The organism is Melghirimyces thermohalophilus, from assembly GCF_900102685.1.
In the GTDB taxonomy this organism is placed as follows: domain Bacteria; phylum Bacillota; class Bacilli; order Thermoactinomycetales; family DSM-45169; genus Melghirimyces; species Melghirimyces thermohalophilus.
In genome coordinates this window covers 79,048-100,506 of sequence record NZ_FMZA01000004.1, presented here as the reverse complement: position 1 = coordinate 100,506, position 21,459 = coordinate 79,048, and the positions used below count along the sequence as shown (strand labels likewise).

Here is a 21,459-nt window from a genome sequence, read left to right as displayed (position 1 = left end):
GATTCTTGTGTTGACAATATTATGGGGAATCGGCGGGATGTTGGTGGTCCTTCTGATCGCTTGGCTCTTCTCGTCGAACCGCAAAGCGATTCGCTATCGGACGATTCTGGGCGGATTGGTTATTCAGTTCAGTTTTGCCCTCATCGTGTTGAAGTGGGAGGCGGGAAAAGAGGCGCTCAGCTGGTTTAGCGCCAAAGTGCAGAGCCTGATCAATTACGCCAACGATGGGATCAGTTTCTTGTTCGGTGATTTGCTAAAAGGCAACGAGGGTCCCATCTTTGCCTTACAGGTGCTGCCGATCATTATTTTCATCTCGGCTCTTATCTCGATTTTATACTATTTAGGCGTTATGCAGTGGATCATTAAAATCCTCGGCGGTGCCGTATCTAAACTCTTGAAAACCAGCAAAGCGGAATCGCTGTCAGCGACGGCCAACATTTTTGTGGGGCAGACGGAAGCTCCGCTTATGGTTCGACCCTATATTGCTAAAATGACTTCCTCGGAGCTGTTTGCCGTGATGACCGGTGGGTTTGCCTCTGTTGCCGGCTCCGTGTTGGTCGGGTACTCCCTCTTGGGGATTCCCTTGGAGTATCTGTTGGCTGCCAGTTTTATGGCCGCACCAGCTGGGCTCGTCATCGCCAAAATCATGGTTCCGGAGACGGAGAAACCGGTGACGCAGGATGACGTGGAGATTGAAGCGGATACCCAGCACACCAATGTGATTGATGCGGCAGCTTCCGGCGCTTTGGACGGTTTGCGGTTGGCGGTCAATATCGCCGCTCTGTTGCTGGTGTTTATCGGTTTAATCGCCTTGCTCAACGGGATCCTGAGCAACATCGGCGGGCTGTTCGGATATTCTGGGTTAACACTTGAAAAAGTGCTGGGATGGGTTTTTTCTCCCTTGGCTTTTGTGATCGGCGTTCCCTGGTCGGAAGCGATGGCCGCAGGCAACTTCATCGGCCAAAAAATCGTGTTAAACGAATTTGTCGCTTACACTAGCTTTGCGCCTCAAATCGACTCCTTGACACCGAAAACCGTAGCAGTGGTCACCTTCGCCCTGTGCGGCTTCGCCAACCTTTCCAGCATCGCCATCCAACTGGGCGGACTGGGCGGCATGGCTCCCCAACGCCGAGGCGATATCTCTCGCTTCGGCTTGAAAGCGGTTTTAGCCGGTACCCTGGCCTCCCTCCTCAGCGCCTCCATCGCGGGGATGTTGATTTGAGATTGGTTCAAAAAACCAGCCACTCTCCCTAAACGGGAATGGCTGGTTTTTTTATTCCTTGGCATACTGTTCCAATATCCGGTCCACGGAGGGGCCGTAGGATTCTCCGAAGAGATTGAGGTGAACGAGAAGGTAGTACAGCTGATAGAGGGGTTTCCGTTCCTCATACCCGGGATCCAGAGGCCAGGTCTCTTGATAAGCTTCGTAAAAGCGGGTGGGAAAGCCCCCGAACAGTTGGGAAAAGGCGAGATCGACCTCCCGGTGGCCGTAGTAAGCGGCGGGATCAATCAGGTAGGGGACGCCGTCGGGACCGGCCATCCAGTTGCCGCCCCAAAGGTCACCGTGCAAGAGAGAAGGGCGGATGGATGGATCCTGCAACCACTTGTCCAGGTGATCGATCAAATAGGTGAGCAGCCGCTCCCTGCGAAGAGGGAGGTGTTTTCGTTTTCGGGCGAGCTCTAGCTGAGGCGTTAGCCTTCGCTCTCGGTAAAAATCGGTCCAGCGATCCATCCAGCCGTTCACCTGAGGGAAAAGGCCGATAAAGTTGTCCTTCTCTAGCCCGAAGGCAGGGGCGGTCTGGCGGTGGATCTCCGCCAGTCCTTGACCGAGGATCTCAGCAACCACGGTTGGGGGTGAGGGGTTGCTGTCCACCCACTCCATCAAAATCCAACCGGTGCCCGGTTGCTGTTCCGGTCCTTCATGGGCGATCACCCGGGGGCTTCGGACCGCGGTGCTACCTCTGGCGAGGAGTTCCAGACCCGTTCGCTCGGCGGTAAAAAAGTTCGTCGGTACATCTTGTCTGTACTTGAAAAAATAGCGGTCGAATCCCGTTTCCAGACGGAAAGAATGACCGATATCCCCACCGGAAACCGGATGGATCTGTTGTATCGGTTTCGGGACTCCCTGCTGGCTAAGGGCGGTGGTCACTGCGGACAGAAGCTGACGGGCTAGCATCACAATCCTTCCCGTTCCCGGATCATCTGTAAAATTCCCCGACAACCGGATTCCACCAAGCGGTAGGTCTCTTCAAAATTGCCGGTGAAGTAGGGATCGGGCACTTCGGAATAGGAGGACTCGGGAATGAAATCGACCAGACGGTGAATATGGATCCCCGACTCCTGGGCCATCTGGTCAACCTCTCGATAATTATTTTCGTCCATTACGATGATGTAGTCGAAGTGAGTGAGATCGTCTGCTTCGATGGGCCGAGCCTGAATCCCCGCATCGGAGATTCCGTGTTTGGACAAAATATCTCGGGTTCCCCGGTGGGGCGGTTTGCCGGTGTGCCAGTGGCCGGTGCCGGCGGAATCGACCCGCACCTTGTCTCCCAACCCTTCCTGTTGCAGCTGGTGGCGCAAGACCGCCTCAGCCATAGGAGAGCGGCAGATATTCCCGAGACAGACGAACAAAACGGAAATCATGTGAATCACTCCTCATCCAACAACCAGATAAAAATGGCTTTTTACATTTTAACACAAGCTTGCAGAGGAAGCGGGATGTAAGCGCTTCAAAAAACTTAATAAAAATAAAGGTTGCAGATGGGGGAACTGGCCATCTATAATTGTCCGTAATACATGAACATATGTTTTTTGAGGGAGGACGGTGGCATGGGCCAACAGGAAGAGACCTATTATCTCATTCGTTCCGATATGTTGCCGGAAGCGATTCGGAAAACAGTGAAAGCTAAACAGATGCTTGCCTCCGGCGAAGCGCAAACCGTGCAGGACGCCGTGGATCGGGTCGATATGAGCCGAAGTTCGTTTTACAAGTATAAAGATGGAGTTTATCCTTTCAACGCGTTGATGAAGGAGAAAATCGTAACGGTCTCCCTGACCCTTGAGCACCGTGCTGGAGTTCTCTCCGGCTTGTTATCTCACCTGGCTTCAAGAAAGGGAAATGTGCTGACCATCCACCAGACGATTCCGCTGTCAGGAGTGGCTGGCGTCACGATGTCCCTGGATACAGCGAATATCGAAGAAGAGCTTACCTCCCTGATTGATGGCTTGCACGAATTGGATGGTGTGATCCGGGCTGTGCTCGTGGCCCGGGGCGAATAAAGACAAACCTAGCGAGGAGTGGAGAATATGGTGGATGAGCCGATCCGGGTCGGTCTGATGGGCTTGGGAACTGTTGGTACCGGTGTGGTTCGACTGATCGAAGAACACCAGGAAGATCTTGTACATCAGACGGGCAAACCGATTGCAATCGAGAAAATCCTTGTCCGGGATCTACTAAAAGAACGTCCCCTTGCTGTCGATCCCGACTTGTTGACGAATCGGCCGGAAGAGATTGTCCAAAATGACCGAGTCGATCTGGTGGTGGAAGTGATGGGGGGCATTGAACCGACACGGGGCTATTTGCGAGAAGCCCTGGAAAACGGTAAACATGTGGTGACCGCCAATAAAGATCTGATGGCGGCTCACGGTGCTGAACTCTTGTCGATTGCCGCTCAGCGAAATTGTGACGTGTATTATGAAGCGAGTGTAGCCGGGGGGATCCCTATCCTGCGGGCGCTGGTTGAAGGGTTTTCCTCCGACCGCATCACGCGGATCGTCGGGATTGTCAACGGCACCACCAACTATATTTTGACAGAGATGGCCCGGAAGGGAACTCCCTTTGAGGAGGCCCTCGCCCGGGCTCAGGAGCTGGGATATGCGGAGGCGGATCCCACCGCAGATGTGGAAGGGCTGGATGCGGCTCGCAAGATGGCTATCCTGGGCAACTTGGGTTTCCATACGAACCTGTCCCTGGAGGAGGTGTCGGTCCGGGGAGTATCCGACGTGACCCCAGCGGATGTCCACTTCGCGGAGCAATTAGGCTATGTGTTGAAACTGGTGGGGATCGCTGGTTTGGATAAGGAGAAGGTGGAAGCCAGTGTGCAACCGGTGCTGCTCCCCCGCTCCCACCCCTTGGCTTCCGTTGACGGCGTCTTTAACGCCGTGTGCGTCTATGGCGAAGCGGTGGGGGAAACCATGTTTTACGGTCCTGGAGCGGGAGAGCTGCCTACGGCCACCGCTGTGGTGTCCGATTTGGTGACAGTGGCGAACAATATGCAGTTGGGTGTGACGGGTCGTAGTACCGTCACCCCCTACCGGGAAAAACGGATGAAGGGGGCCGACGAGGTTTTTTCCAAGCATTTTTTACGGGTTCGTGTGGAGGATGAAGCCGGTGTGCTTGCTTCCTTGACCCAAATTTTTGCCGAAGCCGGGGTCAGCCTGGAAAAAGTGTTGCAGGTCCCCCATTGTGAAGACGGGGAAGCGGAAATCGTTCTGATCACCCATACAGCCAGCCAATATCAGTTGAAAGACGTTCAGTTTCGCATGGAAGAGTTGCCGGCGGTGCGGCGGCTGATGAGCTATTATCGCGTGGAGGGGGGAGAACAATGAGCTATTCCGGTCTGATTCACCATTATCGTTCCTTTTTACCTATTAATGAAGAGACCCCACACCTCACCCTGCATGAGGGGGACACCCCGTTAATTCGGGCGAACCGCCTTTCGGAGGAGTTGGGGATCGACTTGTATCTGAAAGTGGAGGGGTTGAACCCTACCGGTTCATTTAAGGACCGGGGGATGGTGTTGGCCATCGCCAAGGCAGCGGAAGCCGACAGTGAGGCAGTGATCTGTGCATCGACAGGGAATACCTCCGCTTCCGCCGCCGCTTATGCCGCCCGAATGGGGATGCGTTGCATTGTGGTGATTCCGGATGGGCATGTTGCCCTCGGCAAATTGTCCCAGGCGGTCATCTACGGGGCGGAGGTGTTGGCGGTTCAAGGCAACTTCGACCAGGCCTTGGAGATTGTTCGGGAAATCGCCGAACATCATCCCGTCACCTTGGTCAACTCCGTCAATCCTTATCGTATCGAAGGACAGAAAACCGGGGCCTTTGAGGTATGCGACCGGTTGGGAGACGCTCCCGATGTGTTGGCGATTCCCGTTGGAAATGCCGGAAATATCTCCGCATACTGGAAAGGTTTCAAGGAGTACCAGGAAGCCGGACACAGCGCGACTCTTCCCCGGATGTGCGGTTTTGAAGCCGAAGGGGCCGCCGCTATCGTGCGGGGGGAACGGGTGGAACAGCCGGAAACGGTGGCCACCGCGATCCGTATCGGCAACCCGGCCAGTTGGAAAATGGCGGTGGACGCGGCGGAAGAATCCGTCGGAAAGATCGGCTCCGTTTCCGATGCGGAAATCTTGGATGCGTACCGGGATCTCACGCGGAAGGAAGGGGTTTTTGCCGAAGCCGCCTCCGCCGCCTCTTTAGCCGGAGTGAAAAAGTTGCGCTGCTCCGGAGAGCTGGCGCAAGGCGCGCGGGTGGTCTGTGTACTGACTGGCAATGGTCTCAAAGACCCGGCTGCGGCGATGGAGGCCGTTCCGGTCAAACCGAAGGTGCTCCCCTGTGAGCGGGAGGCGGTGCTACAGGCTGTGAAGGAAGGGAGCGAGGCGGGTCATGGATCCCTTTCAACCCTTTGAGGTGACCGTACCAGGCAGCACAGCCAATCTGGGATCCGGGTTTGACTCGATCGGGATGGCGGTCAACCGGACACTCCGGTTATCCTTTTCCCCCGCCTCCCATCTGACCCTAACCACTCCAGACCCAGAGCTAAAACCCATGATCGAGGAAGAGGAGAATCTGATCCTGAAAGTGATGCGGGAACTCTTTTTCGCAGCCGGGACATCGCTGCCCTCCTTTCATCTGGAAATCCGAAGCAATATCCCGCTGATGCGGGGGTTGGGAAGCAGTGCCGCTGCGATTGTGGCGGCACTGGTGGCTGCCAACCATCTCCTGGGACGCCCGCTGGACCGGGAAACGCTTTTTCAGCAAGCGGTGAAGTGGGAAGGACACCCGGACAATGTTGGCCCTTCCCTCTTCGGCGGCGTGGTTATTTCCTCCTGGGACGGGGAGGAGGCGAGCCGGGTGCAGGCGCCCGTTCCTCCCTTTCACCTGGTGGCAGCAATCCCCGAGGTGACCCTGGCCACCACTCGGGCCCGGCAGGCGTTACCAGAGCAGCTGACTCACCAGGAGGCCGTTTTGGGCAGCAGCCGGGCCAATCTGTTGACTGCAGCGCTGCTCACCCAGAATTGGGAGGCCCTTCGGGTGGGGTTGCGGGACCGTTTTCACCAACCTTACCGGAGTGCGTTAGTTCCAGGCTTGGAACGGGTGTTGACCGATGCCGGGGAACACGGCGCCATCGGAGCCGCTTTAAGCGGTGCGGGCCCTACGGTGATCGCTTTTTCCATGGAGCCGGTATCTACCCGCCGCTTCATGGAGGAATCCTTTCAAAAAGAAGGGGTTCCGGTAAAGGTGATCGGGCTGAAACCCTGTTCAGAAGGGGCGAAGGTTCGGTTGACAGGGGAAAAGGAGCATAGTAGATTATTGGGAAACATCAAAGGAGCGAGCCGATGAAACAACCGGTTGCCTATCTCGGACCTCGAGGTACCTTTACCTATGAAGCGGCCAGGTCCCTGTTTCCCGAGGAGAGTTACCAACATACGCCCTGTGATTCGATTCCCGATGTGCTGACTGCAGTGGATTCGAAAGAGTTTGCCTACGGGGTGGTCCCGGTGGAGAACGCTATCGAGGGATCGGTCAATATGACACTGGACTGGCTGGTTCATCATGTGGATGTCCAGATTACCGGGGAATTGGTGTATCCGATCACGCAAAATCTGATGACCCATCGGGAGCACGCGGATTGGTCTTTTGATCGGTTTACCCGGGTCATCTCCCATCCCCAAGCGGTGGCCCAGTGCCGTTCCCACCTGCGGGAAATCTTACCGGAGGCGAAGATTGCCTATGCGGACAGCACCGCTGAAGCGGCCCGGCAGGTAGCCGGCCACCCGGAGGAAGCCTGGGTAACGGTAGGACCCCGGAGTGCCGGTGAGCTGTATGGTCTGTCCGTCCTCCGCTCGGGCATTCAGGACTATGCCAACAATTTTACCCGCTTTATCGCCGTAGGCGAAAAATGGAGCCATCCCATAGTGGCACCGGAAAGGGAGAAGTGCAGCCTGCTGATCACCCTGCCCTCTGATTTTCCCGGTGCGCTGCATCGGGTGCTGGCCTCTTTCGCCCGGAATGGGGTCAACCTGAGCCGGATTGAATCCCGTCCCACCAAGAAAAAGCTAGGGACCTACCATTTTTTCATCGATGCGGAGCAGGGAGCGAACCAACCGGGGGTTGCCGAAGCGTCCCAGGAAATTAAGAAATGGGGCTGCGGGGTTCGTCAACTGGGTTCCTATCCCTGTTACAGTTTCGATAAAATCAGCGGGAACCGTTCCGTTGACAAAGGGGTCACGACGCCCTATAATCAACGTTAAATTTAATATTTTGAATCGTATAATCAGGAGGATACCTAGGGTTCCGCTTTGTGTGACAAAGGTCTGGTCCGAGCGGTATCAACACCGATCACTGGTGTACACCGTGGGGAAAAAAGCCCCTAGCGGCAGGTTCTGATTTCTCCTTAACCTGCGCAGGGGCTTTTTCTTATATCCAAAATGAACCATTCCGGGGGTGTTATGCAATGGAACAGCGTTGGGTTTTCATCAATGGAAAATATGTGAAGAAAGAGGAGGCCTCCGTCTCCATTTTTGACCACGGTTTTTTGTACGGAGACGGGGTGTTTGAAGGAATTCGCGTCTACGAAGGGAATGTGTTTCGGCTGCGTGAACACCTGGAGCGTCTGTACGATTCGGCCCGCTCCATCTTGTTGGAAATCCCTTATACCATCGACGAGCTGGAAGAGGCTGTTGTGGATACCGTTCGAAAGAATGAGCTGTCCAACGCTTATATCCGTCTGATTGTCTCCCGGGGCGTGGGTGAATTGAGCTTGGATCCGGCCCAATGTTCCGACCCGCAGGTGATCATCATCGCGGATCAGGTCACTATGTTTCCTCAGGAAAGGTATGAAAAGGGTCTGAATATCGTCACGGTTCCGACCAGAAGGAACGTTCCGGATGCTCTCAATCCCAAAATCAAGTCCCTCAATTACCTAAATAATATTCTGGTGAAAATCGAGGCCAACCGTGCCGGAGTGGGGGAAGCGTTGATGCTGAACCATGATGGCTATGTGGCCGAAGGGTCCGGTGACAATATCTTCATCGTCAAACGGGGCGTTCTCTTCACACCTCCGGGGTATGTGGGTGCTCTGGACGGGATCACCCGCCAGGCGATCATCGATCTCTGCAACCGGTTGAGCTACGAAGTGAAACAAGAGCCTTTCACCTTGCATGATGTCTTTACCGCTGATGAATGCTTCCTCACTGGTACCGCCGCTGAAGTGATCGCTGTGGTAGACGTGGACGGACGCACCATCGGAGAAGGGAAACCGGGACCGATCACCAATCACCTGTTGGAGGAGTTTCGCAAACTGGTGACGGTGGATGGAACTCGGGTGGACCAGAAAACAGTAAGCCCGGCGGGTTGAGCGAGCACCCCTCTCCAGCCCTGATCTCGAAAAGAGGTCAGGGCTTTTGCTTGCCTCCGAAGTATCGAATATTGAAAAAGTTGGATGAATAGAAAGGGTTTGCATTTCGAGAGGGAGAAATATTAACAGGTCGGTAAAAGGGGGGACCGACGCGTCATCTTGGATACAAGAAAGGGGAGTTGATTGATTGAATATGAAGAGAACATGGTCAGGATTCCTGGCTGCCGCTCTGATCATGGGGGTTGTCGGTGCGGGCAGCGGGATGTCGGATGTCTCCGCAAAACCGAAACCTTCTGAGGAAGAAGGTCCGTTTGTGGATTGGGGAACGGTCAACGTCGAACGGTTGGCCCAAGCACTTATTGATCAGGGTAAGATTGATCGTGACGCTCCCTCCAAGGATGTGGAACAGGCCGTAAAAGAATATGTGAAAAATCGGAAGGTTCCCCACGGGATCGACACTTCCACCAAGGCGGGGAAAAAGGCCAAAAAAGGACTGGAACAGGTCCGCGAGCGGGGACACAAAAATGCCAACCGCGGACTGAAAAAAGGATTGGCCAGGGCACCGCACACCGATCAATTAGTGATGGCCTTGATCGAATACCCGGATTTCCCTCACAACCAGATCAAGCAGGAGGAAGGAAACCTGTACACCGAGGACTTTTCTCCTGAACACTATGAACAGATGCTGTTTCATCCCGATGGGTATACCACACCGGAGGGCCTGGATCTGATGACGATGACCCAGTATTACCAAGCACAATCCGGGGGATCCTGGACTGTGGACGGGACGGTGATCCCCTGGATTGAAGCGGAACATGAGGCCGCTTATTACGGGGGAAACAATTCTGACGGAAGTGACAAGGCACCCCGGGAGCTGGTGCAGGAGACATTGGAACAGGTAGGCGAATCGATCCGAGGAAACGAGGAGAAATTTGACCAGCGGGATCCCTATGATCTAGATAGCGATGGGAATGTGATGGAGCCAGACGGCCTTTTGGACAACCTGATGCTGATCCACTCCGGCATTGGTGAAGAAGCTGGAGGCGGCGAGCTGGAAGAGGATGCTATCTGGTCCCATCGCTGGACATTGAAAGAGCCCACGGAAATCCCCGGCACCTCGCTCAAAGCGTATGACTACATGATTCAACCGGAAGATGGTGCGGTCGGGGTGTTTGCTCACGAATACGGACACAACCTGGGACTACCCGATCTATACGATACGATCGGTTCTGGCCTCGGTTCTCCAGTGGGTTCCTGGTCGCTGATGTCTGCCGGCAGTTGGAACGGAAAAGTCCTGGGGACGGAACCCACCGGTCTCGATCCTTGGTCCAAAATGTATTTGCAGGCCACCTATGGCGGTAACTGGATTTCCCCGATGGAAATGGATTACGAAGCGATCAAAGGCAAGAGGCATGTTCCCATCAAGGAAGCGGTCAGCTCCGATCCCCGTAAGAAGGTATTGAAGGTCAATCTCCCGGATGTGGAGAAAGAACCGCCAACCCAACCGGTGGGTGGGGAGTATGCCTATTTTTCCGACTATGGCGATGATTTAAATACCAAAATGACGTCTCAGCCGATCGATCTGACCAGGGCGGAGTCAGCCCGCTTAACCTTTGACAGCTGGCGGGAGATCGAAACCGGATATGACTACCTCTATGTCCGTGTGATCGATACCGCCACCGGTGAAAAAACCACCCTCCAATCCTACGATGATTCCACCGAAGGGGAATGGGTGCAGGAAAGCCTGGACTTGTCCGCGTTTGCTGGTAAAAAGATTCAGCTGGAATTTAATTACGTGACCGATGGCGGTCTGTCCAAAGCCGGTTTTTATGCTGATCATATCACCGTGGAAGCTGATGGTCTGCCGATCTTTCAAGATGACGCCGAAGGAGAACCCAAGTTCCAGTTGGACGGGTTTAAACATTTTGACGGGAGCGGGGAGAAATTTCCCAGCTTTTATCTGATCGAATGGCGCACCCACAACGGGGTGGATCAAGGACTGGCCAACCTACGGCGGGGCCAAAGCTTTATAACGTATGACCCGGGAATGGTGGTTTGGCATTATGACGGTCGATATGCCAAAGGGGCGGACAACCATACCGGAAACCACCCGGGTGAAGGATTCCTGGGGGTTGTCGATGCCCATCAACGGGTTCACTATTGGAACGATGATCCGGATCATCCGGCGACGGACCGGTACCAGGTGCTGGACGCCGCCTTCGGTCATGAACCGACATCAGAGATCCATATCGACAATTATGTGGATCTCGGCAGCATGCACTATCCGTCATTACCTGGGGTTCCGGTCTTCTATGATGGGAACGATTACTCTATGCCGGGAGCGGAAGATGTGGGTAAAATCCTTCCCCAACTAGGCCTCCAATTTAAAGTGAAAAAGGAGATCCAAAAGGGAAAAGCGGGGTTGGTTGAGGTTTCCCGAAAATAAAGCCGATGCCTCCGGTTCATCCAGAGCCGGAGGTTTTCATCTATTGACAGCCTGTATATACAGGTGTAAGATCTCTATTGAAACCGCTAAAATGAAAGGGCTTTCTATTTCACTCTTATCTTGTCTATACAGGTTTCGGTTTGGGGAATGGATATAGACACCATCCTGTTGTGGAATAACAAGGTTATCAGAAAGGGAGTGTGAAGGATGATGGCCAAGAGTCGAGGGATTTCATTTGACTTTTTCCAGCGCGTCGGCCGCTCAATGATGGCTGTCGTGCTGATATTGCCTCTGGTTTCCATCCTGATGGGTTTGGGAGGGGTGCTGCTCAACCCCAATGTTCATCAATTGATGCCTTTTTTGGCCGGTGATGGATTTCAGGCGGCAGGTGAATTGATGCAGCGGGCTGGACAGGCGGTCTTCAACAACCTGCCGGTTTTGTTTGCTGTCGCCATCGCCATCACTTGGACCGGGGCAGGGATGGCCGGTTTCGCCGCCTTAGTTGCTTTCTTCATCATGCACACGGTGTTGGGATCACTGATCGACATTACCGGGCTGCAGTTAAATGACCAGTTGACGGGGGAAGAACTGGGCATCGAGACGATGCAGACCGGGGTATTCGGCGGGATTCTGATCGGGTTTTTAACTGCCTGGTTGTATAACAAGTTTTATCGAACGGAATTGCCCGATGCCATCTCCTTATTCAGCGGAGAACGCCTGGTACCGATCGTCGCTTCTTTTGCCTCCATCGGTGTGGCGATACTCTTTTACTTCGTCTGGCCGGTGATCGGACAGGGTATTTTTATACTCGGAAAATACGTTGCCACGCACACCAATCCATTGATCGTCGGGCTGTATGGCGGGATCGAAAAACTGCTGATCCCCTTCGGTCTGCATCATATTTATAATACTCCACTTCTGTTTACTGAGATCGGGGCCAGCTATGAAACCTTGGATGGAGCCCGGGTGGTCGGGGACCAAAATGTCTACATCGCCCAGGTGATCGATAAATTGCGGGACCCCTCGATAGCGATCACTGGAGGAACCTATATTGCTGGTAAATTTATTCCGGTGATGTTCGGGTTGCCGGCTGCGGCCTTGGCGATGATCCGAGTGGCCAAAGATGACCGGAAAGCAAAGGCCCGTTCCCTGTTGATCGCTGCTGCCTTTACCGCCTTCTTGACCGGGATCACCGAGCCCTTGGAATTTACCTTTCTGTTTGTGGCACCGCTGTTGTACGGAGTGCATGCCCTCTTGACGGGAGTCGCTTTCGGACTGGCTAATTTCTTGGGTATGAAAGCCGGATTTGCTGGAGGATCAGGCTTGATCGACTTTGTGCTGTTCAATATCCTTCCCAATCAGTCCAACGCATGGTTGTGGACTATCGGGGTTGGGGTGGTCTTTGCCGTCGTCTACTACTTTGTCTTCCGTTTCCTCATTGTTGCCCGGGACCTGAAAACCCCAGGTCGTGAGGAGGAAGGGGAGGAGACACGCCTTTACTCCAAGGAGGAAGCTCGGGAAAAAATCGGCGTATCCAAGGGAGAAAAAACGACTGATAATGGGGCAGCCGACGACAGCCGCGCCGCTAAAATTTTGGCTGCTCTAGGTGGAGAAGAGAACATCACCAAACTGGACGCCTGTATCTCCCGGCTTCGGGTCGGTGTGAAAGATACGGATAAAGTGGATGAACAGGCATTGAAAGACGAGGGGGCTTCCGGCGTCTTGCGGGTCTCTGATGGAGTTCAGGCGGTATACGGAACCCGTTCCTCGGTAATCAAGGAAGAGATTCAAGAATTGGTGGGTAAGGAGCATTTGTCATGACAGAATGGTGGAGAAAAGCGGTCGTTTACCAGATTTATCCCAAGAGTTTCTTGGATACCACAGGAAATGGGATCGGCGACCTTCGGGGGATCATCAGTAAACTGGATTACTTGAAACAGCTGGGGGTGGATGTGTTGTGGCTGACACCGATCTATGCTTCTCCCCAGCAGGACAACGGCTACGATATCAGCGATTATCGTCGGATTTTTGAGGAATACGGAACGATGGAAGATTTTGAGGAGCTGTTGCGAGAAGCCCATGATCGGGGGTTGAAGATCATGTTGGATATCGTGGTCAATCACACCTCCACCGACCATCAATGGTTCCAAGAAGCCCGTCGCTCCAAGGAGAACCCTTACCGGGACTTCTATATCTGGAAGGAAGGAAAGGAAGGCGGGAAACCTCCGACCAACTGGCAGTCCAAATTTGGAGGCTCCGCCTGGGAAAAAGATGAAGAGACCGGGGAATATTATCTCCATCTATTCGATGTGACCCAAGCGGATCTCAATTGGGAACACCCGCCGGTGCGTCGAGAAGTGTACGAGATGATGCGCTGGTGGTTGGACAAGGGGGTAGACGGGTTCCGCCTCGATGTGATCAACTTGATTTCCAAGGATCAACGCTTCCCTGACGACGACGGTTCTGTTCCACCGGGAGACGGTCGCAAGTTTTACACGGACGGGCCGCGGATCCATGAGTTTCTGCAGGAGATGAACCGGGAGGTCTTTTCCCGTTACGATATAATAACGGTCGGCGAAATGTCCTCTACCAGCATTCCTGAATGCATTCGGTATACCCGCCCCGACCGCGGGGAGCTGAACATGACCTTCAGCTTTCACCATTTGAAGGTGGATTATCCCCAGGGGGAAAAATGGACCCGGGGCGAGATGGATTTCCTCGCCCTAAAGCGGATCCTTGCCGAATGGCAACGGGAGATGCACGCCGGCGGTGGATGGAATGCCCTCTTCTGGTGCAATCACGATCAGCCGCGGGTGGTCTCCCGGTATGGGGATGACGGACGTTACTGGAAAGAGTCGGCCAAAATGCTGGCCACCGTTATCCATATGATGCAAGGGACCCCCTATATCTATCAGGGGGAAGAGATCGGGATGACCAATCCCGGCTTCAACTCGATCGATGACTACCGGGATGTGGAGACCCACAACATGTATCGCATCCTGTTGGACCAGGGCATGGATGAAGAGGAAGTGATGGCGATCATCCGGGAGCGATCTCGGGATAATTCCCGCACGCCGATGCAGTGGGACAGCTCGGCTCACGCCGGATTTACCAAAGGGGAACCCTGGATCCAGGAGGCCCCCAACTATCGTCAGATCAACGTGGAGCAGGCTCTGGCTGATCCGGATTCGATCTTTTATCATTACAAAGAACTGATTCGGCTGCGCAAGGAGTACGAGGTTGTCACCACCGGCGATTTTCAGCTGCTTTTACCGGATGATCCCCATCTGTTTGCTTATGTTCGAAACGGAGAGGGAGAGAAGCTGCTGGTGCTCAATAACTTCAGCGACAACGAAGTTCCCTTCGCCTTGCCTCAAGAGGTCGCCCAGCTGTCGTCCTGGAAGGGGGAGTGCCTTCTGGCCAATTATCCGGATCCGTCAGAGGATTTTCGGGAACTGACACTCCGTCCCTATGAATCGGTGATCTATCGGTTGCACGAACAATAAATAGAACCATTGCGGGAGGGGTGGAATGGACAACAAGTATCTGACCATTTACCGCGATTTTGCGGAGCGCATCGAATCGGGACAGCTCCGAGTTCGAACCAAACTGCCCTCAGAACATGAATTGACCCAATTGTACGGGGCCTCCAGGGAAACGGTACGAAAGGCCTTAAACCTGCTGGCGGAAAATGGATACATCCAGAAGGTGAAGGGGAGAGGCTCTTTTGTCCTGGGTGTGAACCGGTTTGAATTTCCCGTCTCCGGGTTGGTCAGCTTTAAGGAACTGGCTGCTCGTATCGGTAAGGAATCCCGCACCCGCCTCGTCTCTTTAGAAACAGTGGCCCCGAACCGGGAACTGGCTGACCTGCTGCATATCCGGGCTAACCAGCCCGTCTGGGAAGTGGTGCGAACCCGTACCATCGGCGGGGAGACGATTATTCTGGATAAAGATTACCTGCGCCGGGATCTGGTTCCCAAACTGACGAAAGCGATCTGTGAGGACTCCATCTACGAGTATCTGGAACGCACCCTGGATCAATCGATCAGCTTCGCCAAAAAGGTGATCACAGTGGAGGAACCGACACCGGAGGACCAGGATTTGTTGGAGATGAAAGGTTACCCGATGATCGTGGTGGTGCAAAACCACGTCTACCTGGAGGATGCCACCCTCTTTCAATACACAGAGTCCCGCCACCGCCCGGACAAGTTCCGCTTCGTCGACTTTGCCCGGCGGCACCAATGATCAACCCCTTTCCTATCAGTGGGAAAGGGGTTTTTGTGATGAGAGGATCCGGGAACCTTTGTCGAATGAGCATAAAGAGTTCAATCTTCTGTAGTCATGAAGAGGTGGAGCCGATGACGCAATTACCAACAACACTTCAATTTCGGATTCACCCGGTGGGGGAGATTTCCCAGGCTTTTCTGCATCTCGGTATTGTCAGGTACGACAGGGCGGCTGAATATGTGTGTCGGATTCCTTACGGACGAAACCGAGATCGCGGAGATTTTCGGTAGGTGCTCTCCGAAGGGTGGGGGACCTGCAGCACCAAACATGCACTTCTAGCTCGGTTAGCAGCAGAACAGGAGCAACCTGTCGATTTGATGGTGGGGATCTACCGGATGAATAGAGCCAACACACCAAAGTTGGAGCCGGTGCTTGCACGATACGGATACTCTTTTATTCCGGAGGCCCATTGTTACGTGAAACAGGGAGACCGAAGGTTTGGCTTCACCAGGTACTCGGACAAGACAGAGGATCAGGATCCTTTTGACTCCCTCCTGTGAGACAGTGGATCCGTCCAGAGGATATCGGGGAAAGAAAAATTCGTCTGCATCAGGAGTTTATCATCGATTGGACGATGACCCGGGGGGGGGATCCGCCTGAGGCGTGGAAGCCAGGGAAGCTTGTATCCAAGCATTGACCCAAAATAGACGGGCCGGAGGAAGGAACAAAATCGGATGATGATTAGAAAGCCCGAGCAGAGTCGGGCTTTTCAATTTTTCTCCGTCAGAATGACGGGGCCGTCTTCGGTTACCCAGATGGTGTGTTCGTACTGAACGCAGAAGGAACCGTCCACGGTGCGGGCGGTCCAGCCGTCGGCATCGATTTGGGCTCTCCAGTCGCCCAGAGTGAGCATCGGTTCGATGGCCAGGGTCATCCCTGTCTCGATCCGGGGTCCGGTTCCAGGTAAACCAAAATGGGGGATCTGCGGGTCTTGCCACAGCTTACGGCCGACGCCATGGCCGCAGAATTGACGGACGACGCCGAGGCCGAGGGGCTCGGCAAAAGATTGGATCGCATGACCGATATCGCCCACCCGATTTCCGGGACGGGCCTGTTCGATGCCTAGAAAAAGAGCTTGTTTGCAAGTTTTCATCAGCCGGCGGACCTTCGGTCGCACGTTGCCTACGGCATAAGTCCAGGCGGAGTCTCCGTGGTAGCCGTCCACCTGGGCTCCGATGTCGATGGTGACCACATCTCCTTTTTTTAGCGGGGTTTTGCGGGGGAATCCATGGCAAATCTCATCATTTACTGCGACGCAAATAGAGCCGGGAAAACCGTGATGCCCCTTGAAACTGGGCGTAGCACCGCGCTTTCGAATGTGCTTTTCCACCAGGTGGTCCAGGGTGACGGTGTCGATGCCGGGTTGGATGCGGTCGGCGAGGAGAGCGTGGCACTCAGCGACGATGGCACCCGCCCGGCGCATGTTGTCGATCTTCTTCGCGTTCAATCGGTTCACCACCTGAATAAGGATGAAGAGTATTCAGACTGTACAGAAATCATATCCGATTGCCGCCGATTAAGCAAGAAAGGCCGACCCTTAAAGGGGTCGGCCGCAGGAAATTTGATGTTTAGACGTTTAACCAGTCGGTGTGGAAGTTTCCTTCCTTGTCTATACGCTGGTAAGTATGGGCGCCGAAATAGTCCCGCTGGGCTTGGAGCAGGTTGGCGGGAAGCCGTTCAGATCGGTAGCTGTCAAAATAAGCAAGGGCGCTGGACATAGCCGGAACGGGAATACCGCTATGGATGGCGAGGGCAATCACTTTGCGCCAGGCGTTCTGATACCGATCCAAGGTATCTCGGAAGTAGGGTGCGAGCAGCAGGTTGGACAATTTGGGATCCTCATCGTAGGCTTCTTTGATATTTTGTAGGAATTGAGCCCGGATGATGCAGCCTCCACGGAAGATCATGGCGATACTGCCATAGTCCAGATTCCAGTCGTACTCCTCGGATGCAGCCTGCATCTGAGCGAAGCCCTGGGCGTAGGAGCAGATTTTGCTGGCGTAGAGGGCCTGCCGGATCGACTCGATCCACTCCTTTTTGTTATCTGTGGTGATGGTGCCGGCCTCTGGACCGGTCAGGATCTGGCTCGCCTTGGTGCGCTCCTCCTTGAGGGCGGACAGAAAGCGGGAGAAGACGGATTGAGTGATTAAGGTGAGAGGGACGCCTAAGTCCAGAGCGCTCTGGCTGGTCCATTTCCCGGTTCCCTTCTGGCCGGCGGTGTCCAGGATCACGTCAACCAAGGGTTGGCCCGTTTCCTCATCTTTTTTGGTAAAAATATCTGCTGTGATTTCGATCAGGTAACTGTCTAACTCCCCTTTGTTCCATTCGCTGAACACTTCGTGCAGCTCATCGGTGGACAGGCCAAGGACCTCTTTCAGCAAATGGTACGCTTCACAGATCAGCTGCATGTCCCCGTATTCGATGCCGTTGTGGACCATCTTGACGTAATGGCCCGCGCCATCGGGGCCGATATGGGTCGTGCAGGGGTCGCCGTCCACCTTGGCGGCGATGGCGGTCAGGATCGGTTCCATCTCCTTAAAAGCCTCTTTCGGGCCGCCGGGCATGATGGAAGGACCTTTTAGGGCTCCCTCTTCTCCGCCGGAGATCCCGACTCCCATAAACCGGATGGCTTCCGCCTCAAGTTTCTGGGAGCGACGCAGGGTATCCTGGAAAAAGGCGTTACCGCCGTCGATCAAGATGTCTCCTTTATCGAGCAGGGGCTTCAATTCTTCGATGGTGGAGTCGGTCGGGCCGCCTGCCTTCACCATCAGGATGATTTTGCGCGGCTTTTCCAGAGAATCGACAAATTCCTCTAGGGTGAAGCACCCCTTGATGTTTTTACCTGCAGCCTCTTCGAGAAACTCCTCCGTTTTTTCCCGGGACCGGTTGTAGACAGCTGCGGAAAACCCCTTGCTCTCAATATTGAGGGCGAGGTTTTTGCCCATCACCGCCAGTCCGACCACTCCAATTTCCTGCTTGGACATGATCATCGTCCTTTCTTTCTAAATTGCTGGATGCATCTCTACGAAAAAGGAATGCCACCCGTATTTTTCCCCGGTCGGGAGAGGTTCAACCCTATGTGACGAAGATAGACGGGGGGACGTTCAATTTGACATTGTTTCAGGTATTTTTCTATTTGTCCAGTTTTCCTTTGCGATGTTCAATCCCTGTGAAAAAAGGAATGTGTCGCGACGTATGTCATTTTATCCGAGACAGGTAAATGATTCAATTCAGACGCAGCCATTGCATTTCGTTACAATTCCTCGTAAACTGACATTAACAATAAAAAAAGTGAAGCTTCCCTCATCCTCAAAGGTGAGGTAGAGGAGCAGTGACGATGAGTAACCGGCAGGAGGTTTGGGGATAACCATTGATGGTCGGTGAAAGGCGGAACTGCCGAAACCTGTGGATCTGTTTCCCCGAAGTCACGGGTTGGGCCCGTTCCCTAAGAGGGGCGGGACTGTCACGCGGAATCCCCGTGTGGAGCGCTATCTCGGAAGGTGATGTGGCCAAACAATGCCGCCGTTCCTTTCGGTGGTGTTTTTTTGTGCCTTCAATCAGGCTCCTTTCGAGTAATCAAGGAAGGGAGTGACAACATATGTCCGATAAGCAACAGGATGGCGGTCAACTGCGCCGCGGACTGAAGTCCCGGCATCTGTCGATGATCGCCATCGGGGGTGCCCTCGGCACCGGTCTGTTTGTAGCTAGCGGAAGCACCATCGCGACAGCGGGGCCAGGAGGTGCTTTGGTCGCCTATATCGCTGTCGGTATCATGGTTTACTTCTTGATGACCAGTTTGGGTGAAATGGCTTCTTACATGCCGGTAGCCGGTTCCTTCAGCACCTATTCCGCCCGTTTTGTTGACCCGGCTCTGGGCTTTGCCATGGGGTGGAACTATTGGTATAACTGGGCGATCACCATTGCCGCCGACTTGTCCGCCGCAACCCTGGTGATGAAGTTCTGGTTCCCCGACAGCCCCTCGATGTTGTGGAGCGGATTATTCCTGGCTCTGATGTTTTTGTTAAATGTCCTATCTGTCCGGGGCTTCGGTGAAGCGGAATATTGGTTTGCCATGATCAAAGTGGGGACTGTGGTGATTTTCCTCGTCGTTGGTCTATTGATGATCGTTGGCATTATGGGCGGGGAATCGATCGGTTTCAAAAACTGGACCTTAAACGATGCTCCGTTCCATAACGGCGTCGGAGCGATTTTGGCCGTCTTTTTGGTGGCCGGCTTCTCCTTTCAGGGGACGGAACTGATCGGCGTGGCGGCCGGTGAGAGTGAAAACCCGCGCCGCAACATTCCCCGGGCCGTCCGGCAGGTGTTTTGGCGCATCCTCTTGTTTTATGTGCTGGCCATTTTTGTGGTGGGTCTCTTGATTCCTTATACCAATCCCCATCTGGTCAACGAAGATGTACAAAACATTGCGGTCAGTCCCTTTACCATTATTTTTGACCGGGCCGGTCTCGCCTTTGCCGCTTCTCTGATGAACGCGGTCATCTTGACGGCGGTACTGTCCGCAGGTAACTCCGGGATGTACGCCTCTACCCGCATGTTGTGGCACCTGGCCAAAGAGGGGCATGCTCCGCGGGTGTTTGCCCGGGTCAATCGCTGGGGCATCCCGATCTGGGCGCTTTTGCTGACGACCGCCGTCGGGATGTTGGCATTTATGGCATCGATCTTCGGTGACGGTACCGTCTACGTTTGGTTGCTAAATGCCTCTGGCTTGTCCGGCTTTATCGTCTGGCTGGGGATCGCGATCAGTCATTATCGGTTCCGTAAGGCTTTTGTCGCCCAGGGCAAGGATCCGGCTGAACTGCCGTATCGAGCCAAGTGGTTTCCTTTCGGTCCGCTGTTCGCCTTTGCCCTCTGTCTAATCGTGATCGCGGGGCAAAACTACACGGCCTTTACCGGCGGTGAGATCGATTGGTACGGGGTCTTGGTCTCCTATATCGGTCTGCCTCTGTTTTTGGCTCTTTGGCTCGGTTACAAATGGGTGAAAAAGACGAAAGTGGTCTCGCTCAAAGAATGTCAGTTGGACGAAACGGAAGGATGAATCAAACCCCCGTGTGCAGAGGTTCCGCACACGGGGGTTTTTTATGCCAACACGTCCCGTTTTGCAAAGACGGTAAAAGCGATTATCAAACCGGCCAAAGACCAGAGGGTGAGGATGCTCAAGGAAAAAGGGAGGCTCATTCCCTCGATCATCGCTGGCCGTCCCGACAGATAATCGGTCAGGCGAAGGTTGGTGAAGGCCAAGTACTTCAGTGCGGTCCAACTGGGCGCAATTTGGGTGAGGAGACTACCGGAAATGACTGCCGCCAACATCGTCCCCATGCTGGCAGCGGTGCTCCGCATCAGTACCGACACCATGAAGGAGAGGGTGGCCACAGTAAGAGAGGAAAACCAAGCGAGACCGTATGCCATCAGGATATATTGCCATTGCGGAACCAAATGTACCTGTTGGGTGATCAGCTCGCCGTTGTTCTCCTTAAATCCTGTGAAAACCGGCATCTCCCAACCAGCGTATCCGAAGATCACCCCGGAAATCAGGGTACCCAGTATAGCAGTGGCTGTCACCGTAAAGGAGACTAATAGCAACAGAGCCACATATTTGGAAAGGAGGACCTGCCAACGTCGGACGGGGCGGGTGAGCAGCAGTTTGATCGTTCCCGCTCCTCGTTCCGAGCTGACAATATCGGAAGCGATCACGACCACCAAGAGGGGGAGGAAGAGGGAGACCGCCTCCCCGATAAACTTCCGTACAAAGGTGGGAGCTCCTGGTGTTGCTGGGTTGATGTCATGGTCCAGATAGTACTGCTGTTGTTGGATGTGGAGTTTCAGATGCTCTTTCCATTCTGGGGGCATTCGGCTGGATGACAGGCGGTTCTGATTGTCGATGATCTGTTGTTGTAGGATCGATCGCCAGTCCGATGTTTCCATCTGATCGATGGTGTTTTGTATCGTTCGGTATTGGCCGTAGGTGAAAAGAGGGATCAACACAGCGATGATTAAGAGCACGCTGAGGACCCGTTTTTTCTTCACCATTTTCAACAGTTCATTGTAGACCAGTCCGCTCATG

At 54.1% G+C, this 21,459-nt stretch carries 17 protein-coding genes and 1 riboswitch; of the genes, 12 read left to right on the top strand and 5 right to left on the bottom strand.

From position 1 onward, the window contains the following. Positions 1 to 10: 10 nt before the first annotated feature. Positions 11 to 1,222, top strand: a complete 1,212-nt coding sequence (locus BLP91_RS04005) for a NupC/NupG family nucleoside CNT transporter (RefSeq protein ID WP_091567077.1) — start codon at positions 11 to 13, stop codon at positions 1,220 to 1,222. 51 nt (positions 1,223 to 1,273) lie between these two features. Here BLP91_RS04005 and BLP91_RS04000 read toward each other — a convergent pair whose 3' ends face one another. Continuing rightward, complete coding sequence (locus tag BLP91_RS04000; protein ID WP_091566914.1) at positions 1,274 to 2,176, bottom strand: fructosamine kinase family protein; 903 nt, start codon at positions 2,174 to 2,176, stop codon at positions 1,274 to 1,276. Next, positions 2,176 to 2,643, bottom strand: coding sequence for a low molecular weight protein-tyrosine-phosphatase (locus BLP91_RS03995; RefSeq protein WP_091566912.1), 468 nt, complete (start codon positions 2,641 to 2,643; stop codon positions 2,176 to 2,178). Before BLP91_RS03995 ends, BLP91_RS04000 begins: the two co-directional genes overlap by 1 nt. A gap of 186 nt (positions 2,644 to 2,829) precedes the next feature. Between BLP91_RS03995 and BLP91_RS03990 the strand changes: the two genes are divergently transcribed. The 10 genes from BLP91_RS03990 (at position 2,830) to treR (ending at position 15,335) form a co-directional block, all read left to right on the top strand. Further along, on the top strand, positions 2,830 to 3,279 hold the full coding sequence (locus BLP91_RS03990) for an ACT domain-containing protein (RefSeq protein WP_091566910.1): 450 nt from the start codon (positions 2,830 to 2,832) through the stop codon (positions 3,277 to 3,279). Between the two features lie 30 nt (positions 3,280 to 3,309). Further along, the gene (locus BLP91_RS03985) at positions 3,310 to 4,608 is read left to right on the top strand and encodes a homoserine dehydrogenase (RefSeq protein ID WP_091567075.1); all 1,299 of its coding nucleotides are present in this window, start codon (positions 3,310 to 3,312) and stop codon (positions 4,606 to 4,608) included. After that, entirely contained in the window at positions 4,605 to 5,693 is a 1,089-nt protein-coding gene (gene thrC, locus BLP91_RS03980) for a threonine synthase (RefSeq protein WP_091566909.1), read from the top strand. The genes BLP91_RS03985 and thrC overlap by 4 nt, the downstream gene beginning before the upstream one ends. Then, positions 5,671 to 6,627 carry a homoserine kinase gene (gene thrB, locus BLP91_RS03975; RefSeq protein WP_091566907.1) on the top strand — a complete coding sequence of 319 codons (957 nt, stop codon included), beginning with the start codon at positions 5,671 to 5,673 and terminating at the stop codon, positions 6,625 to 6,627. The genes thrC and thrB overlap by 23 nt, the downstream gene beginning before the upstream one ends. Then, positions 6,624 to 7,538 (top strand): prephenate dehydratase, encoded by a 915-nt coding sequence (gene pheA / locus BLP91_RS03970; protein ID WP_091566905.1) that lies wholly within the window; start codon positions 6,624 to 6,626, stop codon positions 7,536 to 7,538. The genes thrB and pheA overlap by 4 nt, the downstream gene beginning before the upstream one ends. Positions 7,539 to 7,741: 203 nt before the next feature. Further along, complete coding sequence (gene ilvE, locus BLP91_RS03965; RefSeq protein WP_091566903.1) at positions 7,742 to 8,644, top strand: branched-chain-amino-acid transaminase; 903 nt, start codon at positions 7,742 to 7,744, stop codon at positions 8,642 to 8,644. A gap of 193 nt (positions 8,645 to 8,837) precedes the next feature. Next, positions 8,838 to 11,090, top strand: a complete 2,253-nt coding sequence (locus tag BLP91_RS03960; RefSeq protein WP_091567074.1) for an immune inhibitor A domain-containing protein — start codon at positions 8,838 to 8,840, stop codon at positions 11,088 to 11,090. A 210-nt stretch (positions 11,091 to 11,300) separates the two neighbouring features. Next, the gene (locus tag BLP91_RS03955) at positions 11,301 to 12,911 is read left to right on the top strand and encodes a PTS transporter subunit EIIC (protein WP_176757802.1); all 1,611 of its coding nucleotides are present in this window, start codon (positions 11,301 to 11,303) and stop codon (positions 12,909 to 12,911) included. Beyond that, the gene (treC, locus tag BLP91_RS03950) at positions 12,908 to 14,596 is read left to right on the top strand and encodes an alpha,alpha-phosphotrehalase (protein WP_091566899.1); all 1,689 of its coding nucleotides are present in this window, start codon (positions 12,908 to 12,910) and stop codon (positions 14,594 to 14,596) included. Before BLP91_RS03955 ends, treC begins: the two co-directional genes overlap by 4 nt. A 25-nt stretch (positions 14,597 to 14,621) precedes the next feature. Further along, positions 14,622 to 15,335 carry a trehalose operon repressor gene (gene treR, locus BLP91_RS03945; RefSeq protein WP_091566897.1) on the top strand — a complete coding sequence of 238 codons (714 nt, stop codon included), beginning with the start codon at positions 14,622 to 14,624 and terminating at the stop codon, positions 15,333 to 15,335. Positions 15,336 to 16,086: 751 nt separating this feature from the next. Here the strand turns inward: treR and map are convergent. Next, positions 16,087 to 16,824 carry a type I methionyl aminopeptidase gene (gene map, locus BLP91_RS03935; RefSeq protein ID WP_425412167.1) on the bottom strand — a complete coding sequence of 246 codons (738 nt, stop codon included), beginning with the start codon at positions 16,822 to 16,824 and terminating at the stop codon, positions 16,087 to 16,089. A gap of 121 nt (positions 16,825 to 16,945) precedes the next feature. Next, a complete protein-coding gene (gene gndA / locus BLP91_RS03930) occupies positions 16,946 to 18,361 on the bottom strand; it encodes an NADP-dependent phosphogluconate dehydrogenase (RefSeq protein WP_091566891.1) in 1,416 nt (471 codons plus the stop codon). Between the two features lie 329 nt (positions 18,362 to 18,690). Further along, positions 18,691 to 18,876, top strand: a riboswitch (Lysine riboswitch). Between the two features lie 99 nt (positions 18,877 to 18,975). Between gndA and BLP91_RS03925 the strand changes: the two genes are divergently transcribed. Further along, positions 18,976 to 20,433, top strand: coding sequence for an amino acid permease (locus BLP91_RS03925; RefSeq protein WP_091566889.1), 1,458 nt, complete (start codon positions 18,976 to 18,978; stop codon positions 20,431 to 20,433). 41 nt (positions 20,434 to 20,474) lie between these two features. Here the strand turns inward: BLP91_RS03925 and BLP91_RS03920 are convergent, their stop codons facing one another. Beyond that, complete coding sequence (locus tag BLP91_RS03920; RefSeq protein ID WP_091566887.1) at positions 20,475 to 21,458, bottom strand: ABC transporter permease; 984 nt, start codon at positions 21,456 to 21,458, stop codon at positions 20,475 to 20,477. Between the last annotated feature and the right edge of the window lies 1 nt (position 21,459).